The organism is Kineococcus rhizosphaerae (assembly GCF_003002055.1).
Taxonomy (GTDB): Bacteria; Actinomycetota; Actinomycetes; order Actinomycetales; family Kineococcaceae; genus Kineococcus; species Kineococcus rhizosphaerae.
Map to the genome: position 1 here is coordinate 599,674 of NZ_PVZF01000002.1, position 14,347 is coordinate 614,020.

A 14,347-nucleotide genomic window follows, 5' to 3' on the forward strand; every position below is an offset into this window, starting at 1 on the left:
TTCGCCGAGGAGTGCGCACCACGATGCCCGACCTGCCCGACGCCCCCGACGGCCCGGCCGACCCCCCTGTCGTCACCGGGGTGGACGAGGCGAGCGTCCAGGCGGCCCTCGACGCCGCCCTCGCGGCCGTGGCCGCCGCCTCCGATCTCGACGAGCTGAAGGCCGCGCGCCTGGCCCACGCCGGCGACCGCAGCCCGCTCGCCCTGGCCAACCGCGCCATCGGCTCCCTGCCCGGCCCGGAGAAGGCCGCCGCGGGCAAGCGCGTCGGCCAGGCCCGCGGCCGGCTGAACGCGGCGATCACCGCCCGCACCGGGGCCCTGGAGGCCGAGCGCACCGAACGGGTCCTGCGCGAGGAGGTCGTCGACGTCACGCTGCCCACGGCCCGCCCGGACCGCGGCGCGCGCCACCCCATCCCGCTGCTCGTCGAGCGGGTCGCCGACGTCTTCACGGCCATGGGCTGGGAGGTCGCCGAGGGCCCCGAGGTCGAGGCCGAGTGGTTCAACTTCGACGCGCTGAACTTCGACGCCGACCACCCGGCCCGGCAGATGCAGGACACCTTCTTCGTCGCCGACCCCGACGGCGGCGCCGAGTCCGGCCTCGTCCTGCGCACGCACACCTCGCCCGTCCAGGCCCGGTCCCTGCTCGGGCGCGGCGTGCCGCTGTACGTGGTCTGCCCGGGCAAGGTGTTCCGCACCGACGAGCTCGACGCGACCCACACGCCGGTGTTCCACCAGCTCGAGGGCATCGCCATCGACGAGGGCCTCACGATGGCCAACCTCAAGGGCACCCTGGACCACTTCGCGCGCGCCATGTTCGGCACGGGCGTCGAGACCCGCTGGCGCCCGGCGTTCTTCCCGTTCACCGAACCCAGCGCCGAGCTCGACCTGCGGTTCTCCCTGGGTCGCGACGCCGAACGCGGCTGGATCGAGTGGGGCGGCTGCGGCATGGTCAACCCGAACGTGCTGCGCGCCGCGGGCATCGACCCCGACCGCTACCAGGGGTTCGCCTTCGGGATGGGGATCGAGCGGACGCTGATGTTCCGCAACGGCGTGACGGACATGCGGGACATGGTGGAGGGCGACGTGCGGTTCAGCAGGGCGTTCGGCGTGGAGGACCTGTCGGCGTCCGGGGTGGCCACCGTCGCCCCGGCCGTCGCGGCGGGGGAGGGGGACCTCTGATGCGGATCCCGCTGAGCTGGCTCGCCGAGCACGTCGACCTCGAACCCGGGGCGCGCGGGGTCGACGTCGCCGCCGCCCTGGTCCGCGTGGGCCTGGAGGAGGAGGGCGTCCACACCGCCGGCACCACCGGCCCCCTCGTCGTCGGTCGCGTCCTGGACCTGGTGAAGGAACCCCAGAAGAACGGCAAGACGATCAACTGGACCCACGTCGACGTGGGGCCGGAGCACAACGACGAGAACGGCTCGCGCGGGATCGTGTGCGGGGCGCACAACTTCGTCGAGGGCGACCTCGTCGTCGTGGCGCTGCCCGGCGCCGAGCTGCCCGGCGGCTTCGGGATCGCCGCGCGCAAGACCTACGGCCACGTCTCCGACGGCATGATCTGCTCGTCGAAGGAACTCGGCCTCGGCGACGACCACGACGGCATCATCGTCCTGACGCGGTTCCTGCCCGGTGTCGACGTGACGCCCGGTCAGGACGCGCTCGACCTCCTCGGCCTGGCCGAGGAGACCGTCGAGGTCAACGTCACCCCCGACCGCGGGTACTGCTTCAGCATCCGCGGCATCGCGCGCGAGTACGCCCACGGCACGCGCCGGCCCGTCGAGAAGGTCCTGCGCGACCCCGTCGACGTCGAGGTCCCGCTGCCGTCCGGTCCCGGGTTCCCCGTGCGGCTGGCCGACGACGCCCCGCTGCGCGGTGCGCCCGGCTGCGACCGGTTCGTGGCCCGCGTCGTGCGCGGCGTGGACCCCTCGGCCCCGACGCCGCAGGTCATCGCCGACCGCCTGCGGCAGGCGGGCATGCGGCCGATCTCCCTGGCGGTCGACGTGACGAACTACGTCATGCTCGCCACCGGTCAGCCGCTGCACGCCTACGACCTCGCCGCCCTCCAGGGCGAGATCGTCGTCCGGCGCGCGCGGGCGGGGGAGAAGCTCACGACGCTCGACGACGTCGAGCGCACCCTGCACCCCGAGGACCTGCTCATCACCGACGAGGTCCCCGGCGACCCCTCGACGTCCCGCGTCCTGAGTCTGGCCGGGGTCATGGGCGGGGCCTCCAGCGAGGTCTCCGCCGCGACGACCGACGTGCTGCTCGAGGCCGCGCACTTCGCGCAGGTCACCGTCGCGCGCACGGCACGCCGGCACCGCCTGCCGTCGGAGGCCGCCAAGCGGTTCGAACGGGGCACCGACCCGCAGGTCTGCGACCGCGCCGTCGAGCTCGCCGTCCGCCTGCTCGTCGAGCACGGCGGCGGCACCGCCGATCCCGAGGCCACCGACGTCGGCGAACCGGCCGCCCCGCAGCCCATCACGATGGACGCCGGGTTCCCCGAGCACGTCGTCGGCGTCCGCTACGCCGCCGACGAGATCGTCGCGATCCTCACCGAGATCGGGTGCGAGGTCTCCGTGGACGGCTCCGAGCTCACCGTCGTGCCCCCGACGTGGCGGCCCGACCTCGTCGGACGCGTCCACCTCGTCGAGGAGGTGGCCCGCGTCGCCGGGTACGACGCCATCCCCTCGGTGCTGCCCCCGGCCCCGGCCGGCACCGGTCTGAGCACGGACCAGCGGGCCCGGCGCTCGGTGGCCCGGGCCCTGGTGGACGACGGCTTCGTGGAGGTGCTGAGCTACCCGTTCGTCGCCGCCTCGGTCTTCGACGCTCAGCAGCTGCCGGCCGACGACCCGCGCCGGCACGCCCTGAGGCTGGCGAACCCGCTGTCGGAGCAGCAGCCGCTGATGCGCACCAGCCTGCTCGACTCGCTGGTCGACACCGTGCGGCGCAACGTCTCTCGCGGTCTGCGCGACCTGGCTCTCGTCGAGCTCGGGTCGGTGACGCACCCGCGTCCGGGAGCCGGGCGCGCCGAGGTCCTCGGGGTCGACGGACGGCCGGCGGAGGAGGAACTCGTCCGGCTGCAGAACGCGGTCCCGCTCCAGCCGCTGCACGTGGCCGGGATCCTCGTCGGCACCCGGCGCCGGGCCGGTGCGAGCGGCGAGGGGTTCGCGCGCGGGAGTGAGGCCGCCAGTTGGGCCGACGCCGTCGAGGCGGCCCGCACGGTCGCCGCCGCGGTCGGGGTCGCGGTCGTCGTCGAGGCCGCCGAGCACGCCCCCTGGCACCCGGGACGCGGGGCGCGGATCACCACCGCCGCCGGTCACACCGTGGGGTACGCCGGTGAGCTGCACCCCGCGGCGGTCGCGGCGCTGGAGCTGCCGGCGCGCGCCGCCGCCTTCGAGCTCGACCTGGACGTGCTGCTGGCCCAGGTCGGTGCGGCCCCGCAGGTGCAGTCCCTGTCCGCCTACCCGGCCGCGACGCAGGACGTCGCGCTCGTGGTGGACGCCGCGACGCCCGCGGCGCAGGTCGAGTCGGCCCTGCGCGCCGGTGCGGGCCCGTTGCTGGAGGACGTCCACCTCTTCGACGTCTACACGGGGTCCCAGGTCGGCGAGGGCCGCAAGTCACTGGCCTTCGCCCTGCGCTTCCGCGCCCCGGACCGCACCCTCACGGCCGAGGAGGCCAGCGCGGCGCGCGACGCCGCGGTGGCGGTGGCCGCCGAGCGGACGGGAGCGGCCCAGCGTGTCTGACGTCCCGCAGGTCCAGCCCGTGCGCGCCCTGGTGACCGGAGCCAGCCAGGGCATCGGCCGGGCCGTCGCGCTCGGGCTGGCCCGGGTCGGTTTCACGGTCGCGGTCGTGGCCCGCACCGCCCGGTTGCTCGACGAGCTGGTCGAGGAGATCGTCTCCGACGGCGGCCGGGCCGTGGCGACGGCGTTCGACGTGACCGACCCCGCCGCCGTCGCGGCCGGGGTGCACGCCCTCGAGCTGGAACTGGGCGGCTTCGACCTGCTCGTCCAGGCCGCCGGACGGATCGAGGGCCAGGAGGTGCCGCCCTGGGAGGTCGACCCGGCCCAGGTCAAGGCGGTCCTGGAGGCCAACGTGCTCGGTCCGTTCCACGTCGTCCGGGCCGTCCTGCCCGGCATGGTCGCGCGCGGCGCGGGGCGGGTGGTGGACCTCAGCTCCGGTTCGGCGTCCAAGGACAGCGGACGGTACGCGGCGTACGGGGCGAGCAAGGCCGCCTTGTTCCGTCTCGGCGGGGCGATCGCGGCGGCCGGGGCCGAGCACGGCATCACGGCGTTCGAGCTGTCCCCGGGCGTCGTCCGCACGGCCATGTCGACGAGCATGAGCCAGCACGCCGACCGGACCGAGTGGACCGACCCCGAGGAGGTCGTGGCGATGGTGGCGGCCATCGCGTCCGGCGCGCTGGACGCCTGGTCGGGCCGTTACCTGCGGGTGGGGGCGGACACGCCGGAGTCGTTGCGGGCAGCCGAGGGACGGCTGACCGCGAACGCCCGCCGCCTCGTCGTCCAGCCCTACGGCGAGGACGACCCCGCCGTCTGACCCGTCCATGCATGACTAGGCAAGTCGGTGTATGGTCATGCACATGGAACCCGGGAAGCGGCTGACGGTCGCCGTCGCAGGGGCCAGCGGCTACGCCGGTGGCGAGGTCCTGCGCGTGCTGCTGAACCACCCGCACGTCGAGATCGGCGCCCTGACCGGCGCCTCCAACGCCGGCACCCGGCTCGGCGAGCTGCAGCCGCACCTGCTGCCGCTGGCCGACCGCGTCCTGCAGCCGACCACCACCGACGTGCTGGCCGGTCACGACGTCGTCTTCCTGGCCCTGCCGCACGGCGCGTCCGCCGCCGTGGCCGCCGAGCTCGGCGACGACGTCCTCGTCGTCGACCTCGGTGCGGACCACCGGCTCCTCGACCCCGCCGCCTGGGAGCGGTTCTACGGCAGCGAGCACGCCGGCACCTGGCCCTACGGCCTGCCCGAGCTCCCGCTCGCGGGCGGCGGGCGCCTGCGGGACCGGCTCGCCGGGACCCGGCGCATCGCCGTCCCGGGCTGCTACCCGACGTCCGTGAGCCTCGCCCTCGCCCCGGGGTTCGCCGCGGGCCTGCTCGAACCGACCGACGTGGTCGTGGTCGCCGCGTCCGGGACCTCCGGTGCGGGCAAGGCCCTCAAACCCCACCTGCTGGGCTCGGAGGTCATGGGCTCGATGAGCCCGTACGGCGTCGGCGGCGGTCACCGGCACACCCCGGAGATCGAGCAGAACCTCGCCCTCGCCGGCGGGACCGGCGTCAGCGTCTCCTTCACCCCCACCCTCGCGCCCATGTCGCGCGGCATCCTCGCGACCTGCACCGCGAGGCTCGCCGCCGGCGTGTCCGCCGCGGACGTGCGCGGGGCCTGGGCGCGGGCCTACGCGGACGAACCCTTCGTCCACCTGCTGCCCGAGGGGCAGTGGCCCTCGACGGCCCAGGTGCACGGGGGGAACTCCTGCGTCCTGCAGCTCGCCGTCGACGAGCACGCCGGCCGGGTCGTGGTCGTCTCGGCCATCGACAACCTCGTCAAGGGGACCGCCGGCGGTGCCGTGCAGTCCGTCAACGCCGCCCTCGGCCTGCCCGAGGACACCGGTCTGAGCGCAGTGGGAGTGGCTCCGTGAGCACCGCTCCGGAGCGGATGGAGGAGGAGTCGTGAGTGTGACTGCAGCGCAGGGTTTCCGGGCGGCGGGGGTGACGGCGGGGCTCAAGGCCTCCGGCAAGCCCGACCTGGCCCTCGTGGTCAACGACGGCCCGCTCGACGCGGCCGCGGCCGTGTACACCTCGAACCGGTGCAAGGCCCACCCGGTGCTGTGGAGCGAACGGGCCAGCGCCGACGGTCACCTCAAGGCCGTGGTCCTGAACTCCGGCGGCGCGAACTGCTTCACCGGTCCGCAGGGTTTCCAGACCACCCACGCCACCGCCGAGCTCGTCGGCGAGCTGACCGGCGCCGGCGCCGCGGACGTCGTCGTGTGCTCCACGGGCCTCATCGGGGTGGAACTGCCGCGCCGGAAGGTCCTCGACGGTGTCCGCGAGGCGTTCGCGGGGCTGTCGACCGACGGCGGCACGGCCGCCGCCACGGCCATCATGACGACCGACACCGTCTCCAAGCAGGCCATCGCCAGCGGGGACGGGTTCGTCGTCGGCGGGATGGCCAAGGGCGCCGGCATGCTCGCCCCGGGCCTGGCCACGATGCTCGTGGTCCTCACGACCGACGCCGTCGTCGAGGCCGCCGACCTCGACCGCGCGCTGCGGGCCGCGACCCGCACCACGTTCGACCGCGTCGACTCCGACGGGTGCATGTCGACCAACGACACCGTGGTGCTGCTGTCCTCCGGGGCCGGCGAGGTCAGGCCCGAGCCGGCCGCCTTCGACGAGGTCGTCCGCACGGTGTGCGCCGACCTCGCCCGGATGCTCGTGGGCGACGCCGAGGGCGCCGACCACGACATCGCCATCGAGGTCGTGGGCGCCGCGAGCGAGGCCGAGGCCGTCGAGGTCGCCCGCTCCATCGCCCGCAACAACCTGTTCAAGGCCGCCGTCTTCGGCAGGGACCCGAACTGGGGGCGCGTCATGGCCGCCGTCGGGACGACGTCGGCGCGGTTCGACCCGCAGACGCTCGACGTCAGCCTCAACGGCGTCGCCGTGTGCGTGGACGGCACCCCGCACGCCGACCCCGCGCAGGTGAACCTCGAACCGCGTGAGGTCCGCGTGCGCATCGACCTCAAGGCCGGCGCCGAGACCGCGACGGTGTGGACCAACGACCTGACCCACGCCTACGTCCACGAGAACAGCGCGTACTCCTCGTGAGCGACCTGGAGGAGTTGTCCGCCCAGGACAAGGCGAACGTGCTCGTCGAGGCGCTGCCGTGGCTGCAGAAGTGGCACGGGGCCCTCGTCGTGCTCAAGTACGGCGGCAACGCCATGGTCGACGACGAGCTCAAGCGCGCGTTCGCCGAGGACGTGGTGTTCCTGCGCACGGCCGGGCTGCGGCCCGTCGTCGTCCACGGCGGCGGCCCGCAGATCTCCACGATGTTGCAGAAGCTGGACATCCGCAGCGAGTTCCGCGGCGGGCTGCGCGTCACGACCCCCGAGACCATGGACGTCGTCCGCATGGTCCTCACCGGGCAGGTCGGGCGCGAGCTCGTCGGCCTCCTGAACGCCCACGGGCCGTTGGCCGTCGGGCTGTCGGGGGAGGACGCGGGCCTGCTGCGGGCCACCCGCCGCGCCGCGGTCGTCGACGGCGAACCCGTCGACGTCGGGCTCGTGGGCGACGTCGTGGGCGTCGACCCGCGGGCGGTCGTCGACCTGCTCGACGCCGGCCGCATCCCCGTCATCTCCACGGTCGCCCCCGAGGTCGACGACGAGGGCAACCTCGTCCCCGGGCAGGTCCTCAACGTCAACGCGGACACGGCCGCCTCGGCCATCGCGGTGGCCCTGGGGGCGCAGAAGTTCGTCGTCATGACCGACGTCGCCGGGCTGTACCGGGACTGGCCGAACACCGACTCCCTCGTCCGGGAGATCGCGGCCGACGACCTCGCCGAGCTCCTGCCGTCCCTGGAGTCGGGCATGGTCCCCAAGATGGAGGCCTGCCTGCGCGCGGTGCGCGGCGGGGTCCCCCGCGCCACCGTCATCGACGGCCGGCAGGCGCACTCGGTCCTGCTGGAGGTCTTCACGACGTCCGGCAACGGCACGATGGTCGTGCCGTGAGCACCCAGGGAGAGATCGTGGAACTGACCCGCACGGCCGAGGCCCTGCCCGCGACGGACGGATCGTCACAGGTGTGGCTCGACCGCTACACGCACTCGGTGATGCAGACGTTCGGCACCCCGCAGCGCGTCCTGGTCCGCGGCGAGGGCCCCTACGTCTGGGACGCCGACGGCAAGAAGTACCTGGACCTGCTCGGCGGGATCGCGACGAACTCCCTGGGGCACGCGCACCCCCTGCTGGTGGCGGCCGTCACCGCCCAGCTGACCACGCTCGGGCACGTCTCGAACTTCTTCGCCTCGGCCCCCCAGGTCGCGCTGGCCGAACGCCTGCTGCAGGTCGCCGCCGCCCCGCAGGGCTCGTCGGTGTTCTTCGCCAACTCCGGCACCGAGGCCAACGAGGCGGCGTTCAAGATGGCGCGGCGCACGGGCCGCACGAAGATCGTCTCCACGTACGGCGCGTTCCACGGCCGCACGATGGGCGCGCTGGCCCTCACCGCCAAGGAGGCCTACCGGGCTCCCTTCGAGCCGCTGCCCGGCGGTGTCGAGTTCGTGCCCTACGGCGACCTCGGTGCGCTCGGGCGCGCCGTCGACGGCGCCACGGCCGCGGTGTTCCTCGAACCCCTCCAGGGCGAGAACGGCGTCGTGCCGGCCCCGGACGGGTACCTGGCGGGTGCCCGGGAGGTCACGGCCGACCACGGCGCCCTCCTGGTCCTCGACGAGGTCCAGACCGGTGTCGGCCGCACCGGCGAGTGGTTCGCCCACCAGAACCCCCGCCACGACGGGGTCGTCCCCGACGTCATGACGCTGGCCAAGGGCCTGGGCGGCGGGATCCCCGTCGGCGCGGTCGTCGCCTTCGGCCCCGCGAACTCCGCGCTCCTGGGGGCCGGGCAGCACGGGTCGACCTTCGGCGGCAACCCCGTGGCGTCGGCCGCCGGGCTGGCCGTGCTGCACGCGATCGAGCGCGACGGGCTGCTGGAGAACGTCAGGACCGTCGGCGCGCACCTGCGCGCGGGCGTGGAGTCCCTCGGCCACCCGCTCGTCGAGGGGGTCCGCGGCGAGGGGCTGCTCCTTGGCATCGCCCTGACCGCGCCCGTGGGCCCGCAGGTCGTGCAGGCCGCGCTGGCGGCGGGTTTCATCGTCAACGCCGCCCGCCCGGACACCGTCCGGCTGGCGCCCCCGCTGGTGCTCACCGCCGCCCAGGCCGACACCTTCGTCGCCGCCCTGCCCGAGATCCTCACCTCCGCCGACCGAGGAGTCGCCCCGTGACCGTCCGCCACTTCCTCGCCGACGACGACCTGAGCCCGGCCGAGCAGGCCGAGGTGCTGGCGCTCGCGGCCCGGCTCAAGACCGACCGGTTCGCCGAGAGGCCCCTGGCGGGCCCGCAGACCGTCGCGCTGCTGTTCGACAAGCCCTCGACCCGCACCCGGGTGTCCTTCAGCGTCGGCGTCGCCGACCTCGGCGGCACCCCCCTGGTCATCGACGCCGCCGGGTCCCAGCTGGGCCGCGGTGAACCGGTGGCCGACACCGCCCGCGTCCTGGGCCGGCAGACCGCCGCGGTCGTGTGGCGCACCTTCGCGCAGTCCGACCTGCAGGAGATGGCCGCCCACGCCGGTGTCCCGGTCGTGAACTCCCTCACCGACGCCTACCACCCGTGCCAGATCCTCGCCGACCTCCAGACGGTCGCCGAGCACAAGGGCGAGCTGGCCGGCCTCACGCTGGCCTACGTCGGCGACGGCGCGAACAACATGGCCCACTCCTACGCGCTCGGCGGCGCGACGGCCGGGCTGCACGTCCGCATCGGCACCCCGGCCTCGGACCTGCCGGACCCGGCGGTCGTCGCCCGCGCCCAGGCGGTCGCGGCCACCACGGGTGGTTCGGTCACGGTCACCTCCGACGCCGTCGAGGCGGTGTCCGGGGCCGACGTCGTGGCGACCGACACGTGGATCTCGATGGGCCAGGAGGGCCAGGAGTTCGAGCGGTTCCGCCCGTTCTCCCTGACCTCCGGCCTCCTGGCGGCGGCGAAGCCCGACGCGATCGTCCTGCACTGCCTGCCGGCCTACCGCGGCAAGGAGATCGACGCGGCCGTCCTCGACGGACCGCAGTCGGTGGTGTGGGACGAGGCCGAGAACCGGCTGCACGCCCAGAAGGCGCTGCTCGTCTGGCTGCTCGAGAAGTCCCGATGAGCGTGGCACCGGGTTCGGGGGCGGGGACGAAGGCCTTCCGGCACGACCGGATCGCCGCCGTCCTGGCCCGGTTCCCGGTGCGCTCGCAGACCGAGCTGGCCGCCCACCTCGCCGAGGAGGGGGTCGCCGTCACGCAGGCGACGCTGTCCCGCGACCTCGTCGAGCTCGGCGCCGTGAAGGTGCGCGACGGCGACCGCGGGCTGGTCTACGCGCTGCCCGCCGAGGGCGGGGACCGCACACCCCGCAGCGGGGTCGGCCAGGAGGTCCTGGACGCCCGGCTGGCGCGCTGGTGCGAGGAGCTGCTGGTCAGCGCCGAGGCGTCGGCGAACCTCGTCGTGCTGCGCACCCCTCCCGGGGCGGCGCAGTTCCTGGCCAGCGCCATCGACCACTCGGTGATCCCTACCGTGCTGGGCACCATCGCCGGCGACGACACCGTCCTCGTCATCGCCCGCGAACCCCTCGGGGGCGACGCCGTCGCCGCCCGCTTCCTGGCCCTGGCCCGCAGGGTGACCCCCGACGACTCCGACGAAGTGGACCTGTGATGACCGAGAACTCCCCGCAGCCGGACCAGGGCCAGGGCGAGAAGGGCCTGTGGGGCGCCCGGTTCGCCTCCGGCCCCGCCGCGGCCATGGCGGCGCTGTCGAAATCCACGCACTTCGACTTCCGCCTCGCCCGCTACGACCTCGCCGGGTCCCGCGCCCACGCCCGGGTCCTGCACACCGCTGGTCTGCTCGACGACGCGACCCTGCAGGCCCTGCTGACGGGCATCGACGCCCTGGAGGCCGACGTGGTCTCCGGCGACTTCCTCCCCGCCGCCGACGACGAGGACGTCCACTCCGCCCTCGAACGCGCCCTGGTGGAACGCGTCGGCGCGGACGTCGGCGGCCGGTTGCGGGCCGGGCGCTCGCGCAACGACCAGATCGCGACGTTGCTGCGGATGTTCCTGCGCGAGCACGCCCGCGTCATCGCCGGACTCGTCCTGGACGTCGTGGAGGCGCTGCTGACCCAGGCCGCGGCCCACCCGGGGGCGGCCATGCCCGGGCGCACCCACCTGCAGCACGCCCAGCCGGTGCTGCTGGGGCACCACCTGATGGCGCACGCGTGGCCGCTGCTGCGCGACGTCGAGCGGCTGCGCGACTGGGACGCGCGCGCGGCCGTCTCCCCGTACGGGTCCGGCGCCCTGGCCGGGTCCTCCCTGGGCCTGGACCCCGTCGCGGTCGCCCGCGAGCTGGGGTTCACCCGCAGCGTCGAGAACTCGATCGACGGCACCGCTTCGCGCGACGTCGCGGCCGAGTTCGCCTTCGTGACCGCGATGATCGGTGTGGACCTGTCCCGGATCTCCGAGGAGGTCATCGCGTGGGCCACCAAGGAGTTCTCCTTCGTGACGCTCGACGACGCCTGGTCGACGGGGTCGAGCATCATGCCGCAGAAGAAGAACCCCGACGTCGCCGAGCTCGCGCGCGGCAAGGCGGGCCGGCTCATCGGTGACCTGACGGGTCTGCTCGCGACGCTCAAGGGTCTTCCGCTGGCGTACAACCGCGACCTGCAGGAGGACAAGGAACCCGTCTTCGACGCGGTCGACACCCTCGAGGTGCTGCTGCCGGCCGTCGCCGGGATGGTCGCGACCCTGCACTTCCACACCGACCGGATGGCGTCGCTGGCGCCGCAGGGCTTCGCCCTGGCCACGGACGTCGCCGAGTGGCTCGTCCGGCAAGGGGTGCCCTTCCGCGACGCGCACCAGATCTCCGGGGCCTGCGTGCGACGCTGCGAGCAGCGCTCGGCGGCCGAGGGCCGCAGCGTCGAGCTGTGGGACCTGACGGTCGAGGACCTGTGCGAGGTCTCCCCGCACCTGACCCCCGAGGTCAAGGACGTGCTGTCGACGGAGGGGTCGCTGTCCTCGCGCGACGGCATCGGCGGCACCGCACCGGTCCGGGTGGCCGAGCAGCTCGAGGCCGCGCAGGACGCGCTGGCGGGGCACCTGGCGTGGGCGCGTCCCTGACCCCGCACTCCACCCCGCCCGGCGTGCTGGGACGGTCCTTCTACGACCGCAACGTCCTGGCGGTGGCGCGCGACCTCCTCGGGTGCGTCGTGCGCCACCGCACCCCTGCCGGGGTCGTGGGGGTCCGCCTGAGCGAGGTGGAGGCGTACGCGGGGGAGTCCGACCCCGGCTCGCACGCGTTCCGCGGCCCGACGCCGCGCACGCAGGTGATGTTCGGTGAGGCCGGCCACGCCTACGTGTACTTCTCCTACGGCATGCACTGGTGCGTGAACCTCGTCTGCGGCCCGGTGGGCACGGCCTCGGCGGTCCTGCTGCGGGCGGGTGAGGTCGTCGAGGGGCTCGACCTCGCCCGGTCCCGGCGTCCCGCCGCGCGCAAGGACGTCGACCTGGCCCGGGGACCCGCCCGGCTGACGCAGGCGCTCGCCGTCGACCGGGCCCAGGACGGGGTCGACGTCTGCTCCGGCTCCTCGTTGGAAGTGGTTGCCGGGCAGCCCGTCCCGGACTCCGCCGTGGTGTGGGGGCCGCGGGTGGGGGTGGCCGGTGCCGGCGCGCCGACCCCGTGGCGCGTTTCCCTCGTGAACGACCCCACCGTCTCCGCGTACCGTGTCGGCGGGCGACGGTCGCCCGGCAAGCGGAGCACCTAGGGGAGAACGAGTCGTGAGCGACGTCTGGGACGAACTGCAGTGGCGGGGCCTGGTGGCGCAGTCCACCGACGAGGCCGCGCTGCGGGAGGCTCTGGCGACGGGACCGCTCACCTACTACGTCGGCTTCGACCCGACCGCGCCGAGCCTGCACGTCGGGCACCTCGTGCAGGTGCTGACGGCCCGGCGTCTGCAGCAGGCCGGCCACCGCCCCCTGCTGCTCGTGGGCGGGGCCACGGGCCTGGTGGGGGACCCGCGTCCCTCGGCCGAGCGGACGATGAACGACCCCGCCGTGGTCGCGGGCTGGGTGACGGGCCTGCAGTCCCAGATCTCGCCCTTCCTGGACTTCGAGGGGCCTGCCGCCGCGACCATGGTCAACAACCTCGACTGGACGCAGTCGATGTCGACCATCGAGTTCCTGCGCGACGTGGGCAAGCACTTCAGCGTCAACCGCATGCTCGACCGGGAAGCGGTGGCGAAGCGGCTGGCGACGACGGGGATCTCCTTCACCGAGTTCGCCTACGTCCTGCTGCAGAGCAACGACTACCTCCAGCTGAACCGGCTGCACGGCTGCACGCTGCAGCTCGGGGGGTCCGACCAGTGGGGCAACATCACGGCCGGCTGTGAGCTGGTTCGCCGCGTGGACCAGAAGTCGGTCCACGCGCTGGCGACACCGCTGCTGACCAAGGCCGACGGGACGAAGTTCGGCAAGACGGAGTCCGGCGCGGTGTGGCTCGACCCGGAGCTCACGTCGCCGTACGCCTTCTACCAGTTCTGGCTCAACGCCGAGGACGCGAAGGTCGTCGACTACCTCAAGGCGTTCAGCTTCCGGACCCCGGCCGAGATCGAGGAGCTGGGGCGGGCGGTCGAGGAGAACCCGCGAGCCCGCGCCGCCCAGCGCGCGCTGGCCCACGAGGTCACCGCCCTCGTGCACGGTGAGGCTGCGGCGGTGGCGGTGGAGCAGGCGTCCTCCGCGCTGTTCGGCGGGGGAGAGCTGGACGGGATCGACGAACGGACCCTGCGCGGCGCCCTGGAGGAGCTGCCGACGGCCGTCCCGGAGTCCCGTGACGTCCGGGTCGCGCAGCTGTTCGCCGACACCGGTCTGGCCCCGAGCCTCAGCGGAGCGCGGCGCATCATCAGCGAGGGCGGCGCGTACGTCAACAACGTGAAGCTGGGCGACCCGGAGGCGACGCTGGCGGACGTGTCGCTGCTGCACGGCCGCTACGCCGTGCTGCGGCGGGGCAAGAAGTCGCTGGCCGCGGTGGCACTTCCGTTGTCGCAGTAGCGGATCGGCCGTCGGGGCGCACGCGATTTGGCAATCGCCCCGACGGCCGCGTACTGTTCTTCATGTCGCCCCGGCGGGGCGGAAAACCTGAAGCTCACGAGCTTCGGTGGTCCGCGCCTTGGGATGGCGCCAGATGCCTGATCGTGGGGCTGGGTTGAAGTGTGGCCTGGTTCTCGGTTAAGGTGGGAAAGTTGCCCCTCTTCGGGTGGCCCTCTTTGGTGGGGGTCGACTTCGGGTGGGTGCGTCCGGTTCTTGAGAACTCAACAGTGCGCTAGACAAATGTTGATGCCATAGCATTAACCCCCAATGGTCTTCACTCCTATGTGGGTGGGGATCGGGGATTCCTTTGGGATTGACCTTCACCTCTTTCACGCCAGTGGGGGGTGGAGTTTCGAGTCCAAGGGTCCAACTATGAAGTGAATTGATCTAGGTTGCTTGGCTGCTTCGGTGGTCGGCGATCGAGGTTTTTCGACGGAGAGTTTGATCCTGGCTCAGGACGAACG

12 protein-coding genes are annotated in these 14,347 nt (G+C 73.7%); all 12 read left to right on the forward strand.

Annotated elements, in window-relative coordinates:
* Positions 1-23 precede the first annotated feature (23 nt).
* The 12 genes from pheS to tyrS are packed head-to-tail and all read left to right on the forward strand — an operon-like array spanning position 24 to position 13,844.
* Positions 24-1,178, forward strand: coding sequence for a phenylalanine--tRNA ligase subunit alpha (gene pheS, locus CLV37_RS07020; protein WP_245885290.1), 1,155 nt, complete (start codon positions 24-26; stop codon positions 1,176-1,178).
* Complete coding sequence (gene pheT, locus CLV37_RS07025; RefSeq protein WP_106208459.1) at positions 1,178-3,742, forward strand: phenylalanine--tRNA ligase subunit beta; 2,565 nt, start codon at positions 1,178-1,180, stop codon at positions 3,740-3,742. The genes pheS and pheT overlap by 1 nt, the downstream gene beginning before the upstream one ends.
* Positions 3,735-4,553 carry an SDR family NAD(P)-dependent oxidoreductase gene (locus tag CLV37_RS07030; protein ID WP_106208461.1) on the forward strand — a complete coding sequence of 273 codons (819 nt, stop codon included), beginning with the start codon at positions 3,735-3,737 and terminating at the stop codon, positions 4,551-4,553. The genes pheT and CLV37_RS07030 overlap by 8 nt, the downstream gene beginning before the upstream one ends.
* A 43-nt stretch (positions 4,554-4,596) precedes the next feature.
* Positions 4,597-5,655 carry an N-acetyl-gamma-glutamyl-phosphate reductase gene (gene argC / locus CLV37_RS07035; RefSeq protein ID WP_106208660.1) on the forward strand — a complete coding sequence of 353 codons (1,059 nt, stop codon included), beginning with the start codon at positions 4,597-4,599 and terminating at the stop codon, positions 5,653-5,655.
* 31 nt (positions 5,656-5,686) lie between these two features.
* On the forward strand, positions 5,687-6,838 hold the full coding sequence (gene argJ / locus CLV37_RS07040) for a bifunctional glutamate N-acetyltransferase/amino-acid acetyltransferase ArgJ (RefSeq protein WP_106208463.1): 1,152 nt from the start codon (positions 5,687-5,689) through the stop codon (positions 6,836-6,838).
* The gene (argB, locus tag CLV37_RS07045) at positions 6,835-7,737 is read left to right on the forward strand and encodes an acetylglutamate kinase (RefSeq protein ID WP_106208465.1); all 903 of its coding nucleotides are present in this window, start codon (positions 6,835-6,837) and stop codon (positions 7,735-7,737) included. Before argJ ends, argB begins: the two co-directional genes overlap by 4 nt.
* A complete protein-coding gene (locus tag CLV37_RS07050; protein ID WP_245885291.1) occupies positions 7,734-9,002 on the forward strand; it encodes an acetylornithine transaminase in 1,269 nt (422 codons plus the stop codon). The genes argB and CLV37_RS07050 overlap by 4 nt, the downstream gene beginning before the upstream one ends.
* Positions 8,999-9,919: an ornithine carbamoyltransferase gene (gene argF / locus CLV37_RS07055; protein ID WP_106208467.1), complete on the forward strand. Its 921-nt coding sequence runs from the start codon at positions 8,999-9,001 to the stop codon at positions 9,917-9,919. Before CLV37_RS07050 ends, argF begins: the two co-directional genes overlap by 4 nt.
* Positions 9,916-10,461, forward strand: a complete 546-nt coding sequence (locus CLV37_RS07060) for an arginine repressor (protein WP_106208468.1) — start codon at positions 9,916-9,918, stop codon at positions 10,459-10,461. The genes argF and CLV37_RS07060 overlap by 4 nt, the downstream gene beginning before the upstream one ends.
* A complete protein-coding gene (gene argH, locus CLV37_RS07065; RefSeq protein ID WP_106208470.1) occupies positions 10,461-11,918 on the forward strand; it encodes an argininosuccinate lyase in 1,458 nt (485 codons plus the stop codon). The genes CLV37_RS07060 and argH overlap by 1 nt, the downstream gene beginning before the upstream one ends.
* Complete coding sequence (locus CLV37_RS07070; RefSeq protein ID WP_245885292.1) at positions 11,903-12,562, forward strand: DNA-3-methyladenine glycosylase; 660 nt, start codon at positions 11,903-11,905, stop codon at positions 12,560-12,562. Before argH ends, CLV37_RS07070 begins: the two co-directional genes overlap by 16 nt.
* Before the next feature lie 13 nt (positions 12,563-12,575).
* Positions 12,576-13,844, forward strand: coding sequence for a tyrosine--tRNA ligase (gene tyrS / locus CLV37_RS07075; protein ID WP_106208472.1), 1,269 nt, complete (start codon positions 12,576-12,578; stop codon positions 13,842-13,844).
* Positions 13,845-14,347 lie beyond the last annotated feature (503 nt).

Excerpts from the sequence above, each read along its gene's own strand:
- pheS (WP_245885290.1), top strand. The coding sequence starts at position 24 with ATGCCCGACCTGCCCGACGCCCCCGACGGCCCGGCCGACCCCCCTGTC.
- pheT (WP_106208459.1), top strand. The coding sequence starts at position 1,178 with ATGCGGATCCCGCTGAGCTGGCTCGCCGAGCACGTCGACCTCGAACCC.
- argC (WP_106208660.1), top strand. The coding sequence starts at position 4,597 with ATGGAACCCGGGAAGCGGCTGACGGTCGCCGTCGCAGGGGCCAGCGGC.
- CLV37_RS07060 (WP_106208468.1), top strand. The coding sequence starts at position 9,916 with ATGAGCGTGGCACCGGGTTCGGGGGCGGGGACGAAGGCCTTCCGGCAC.
- argH (WP_106208470.1), top strand. The coding sequence starts at position 10,461 with ATGACCGAGAACTCCCCGCAGCCGGACCAGGGCCAGGGCGAGAAGGGC.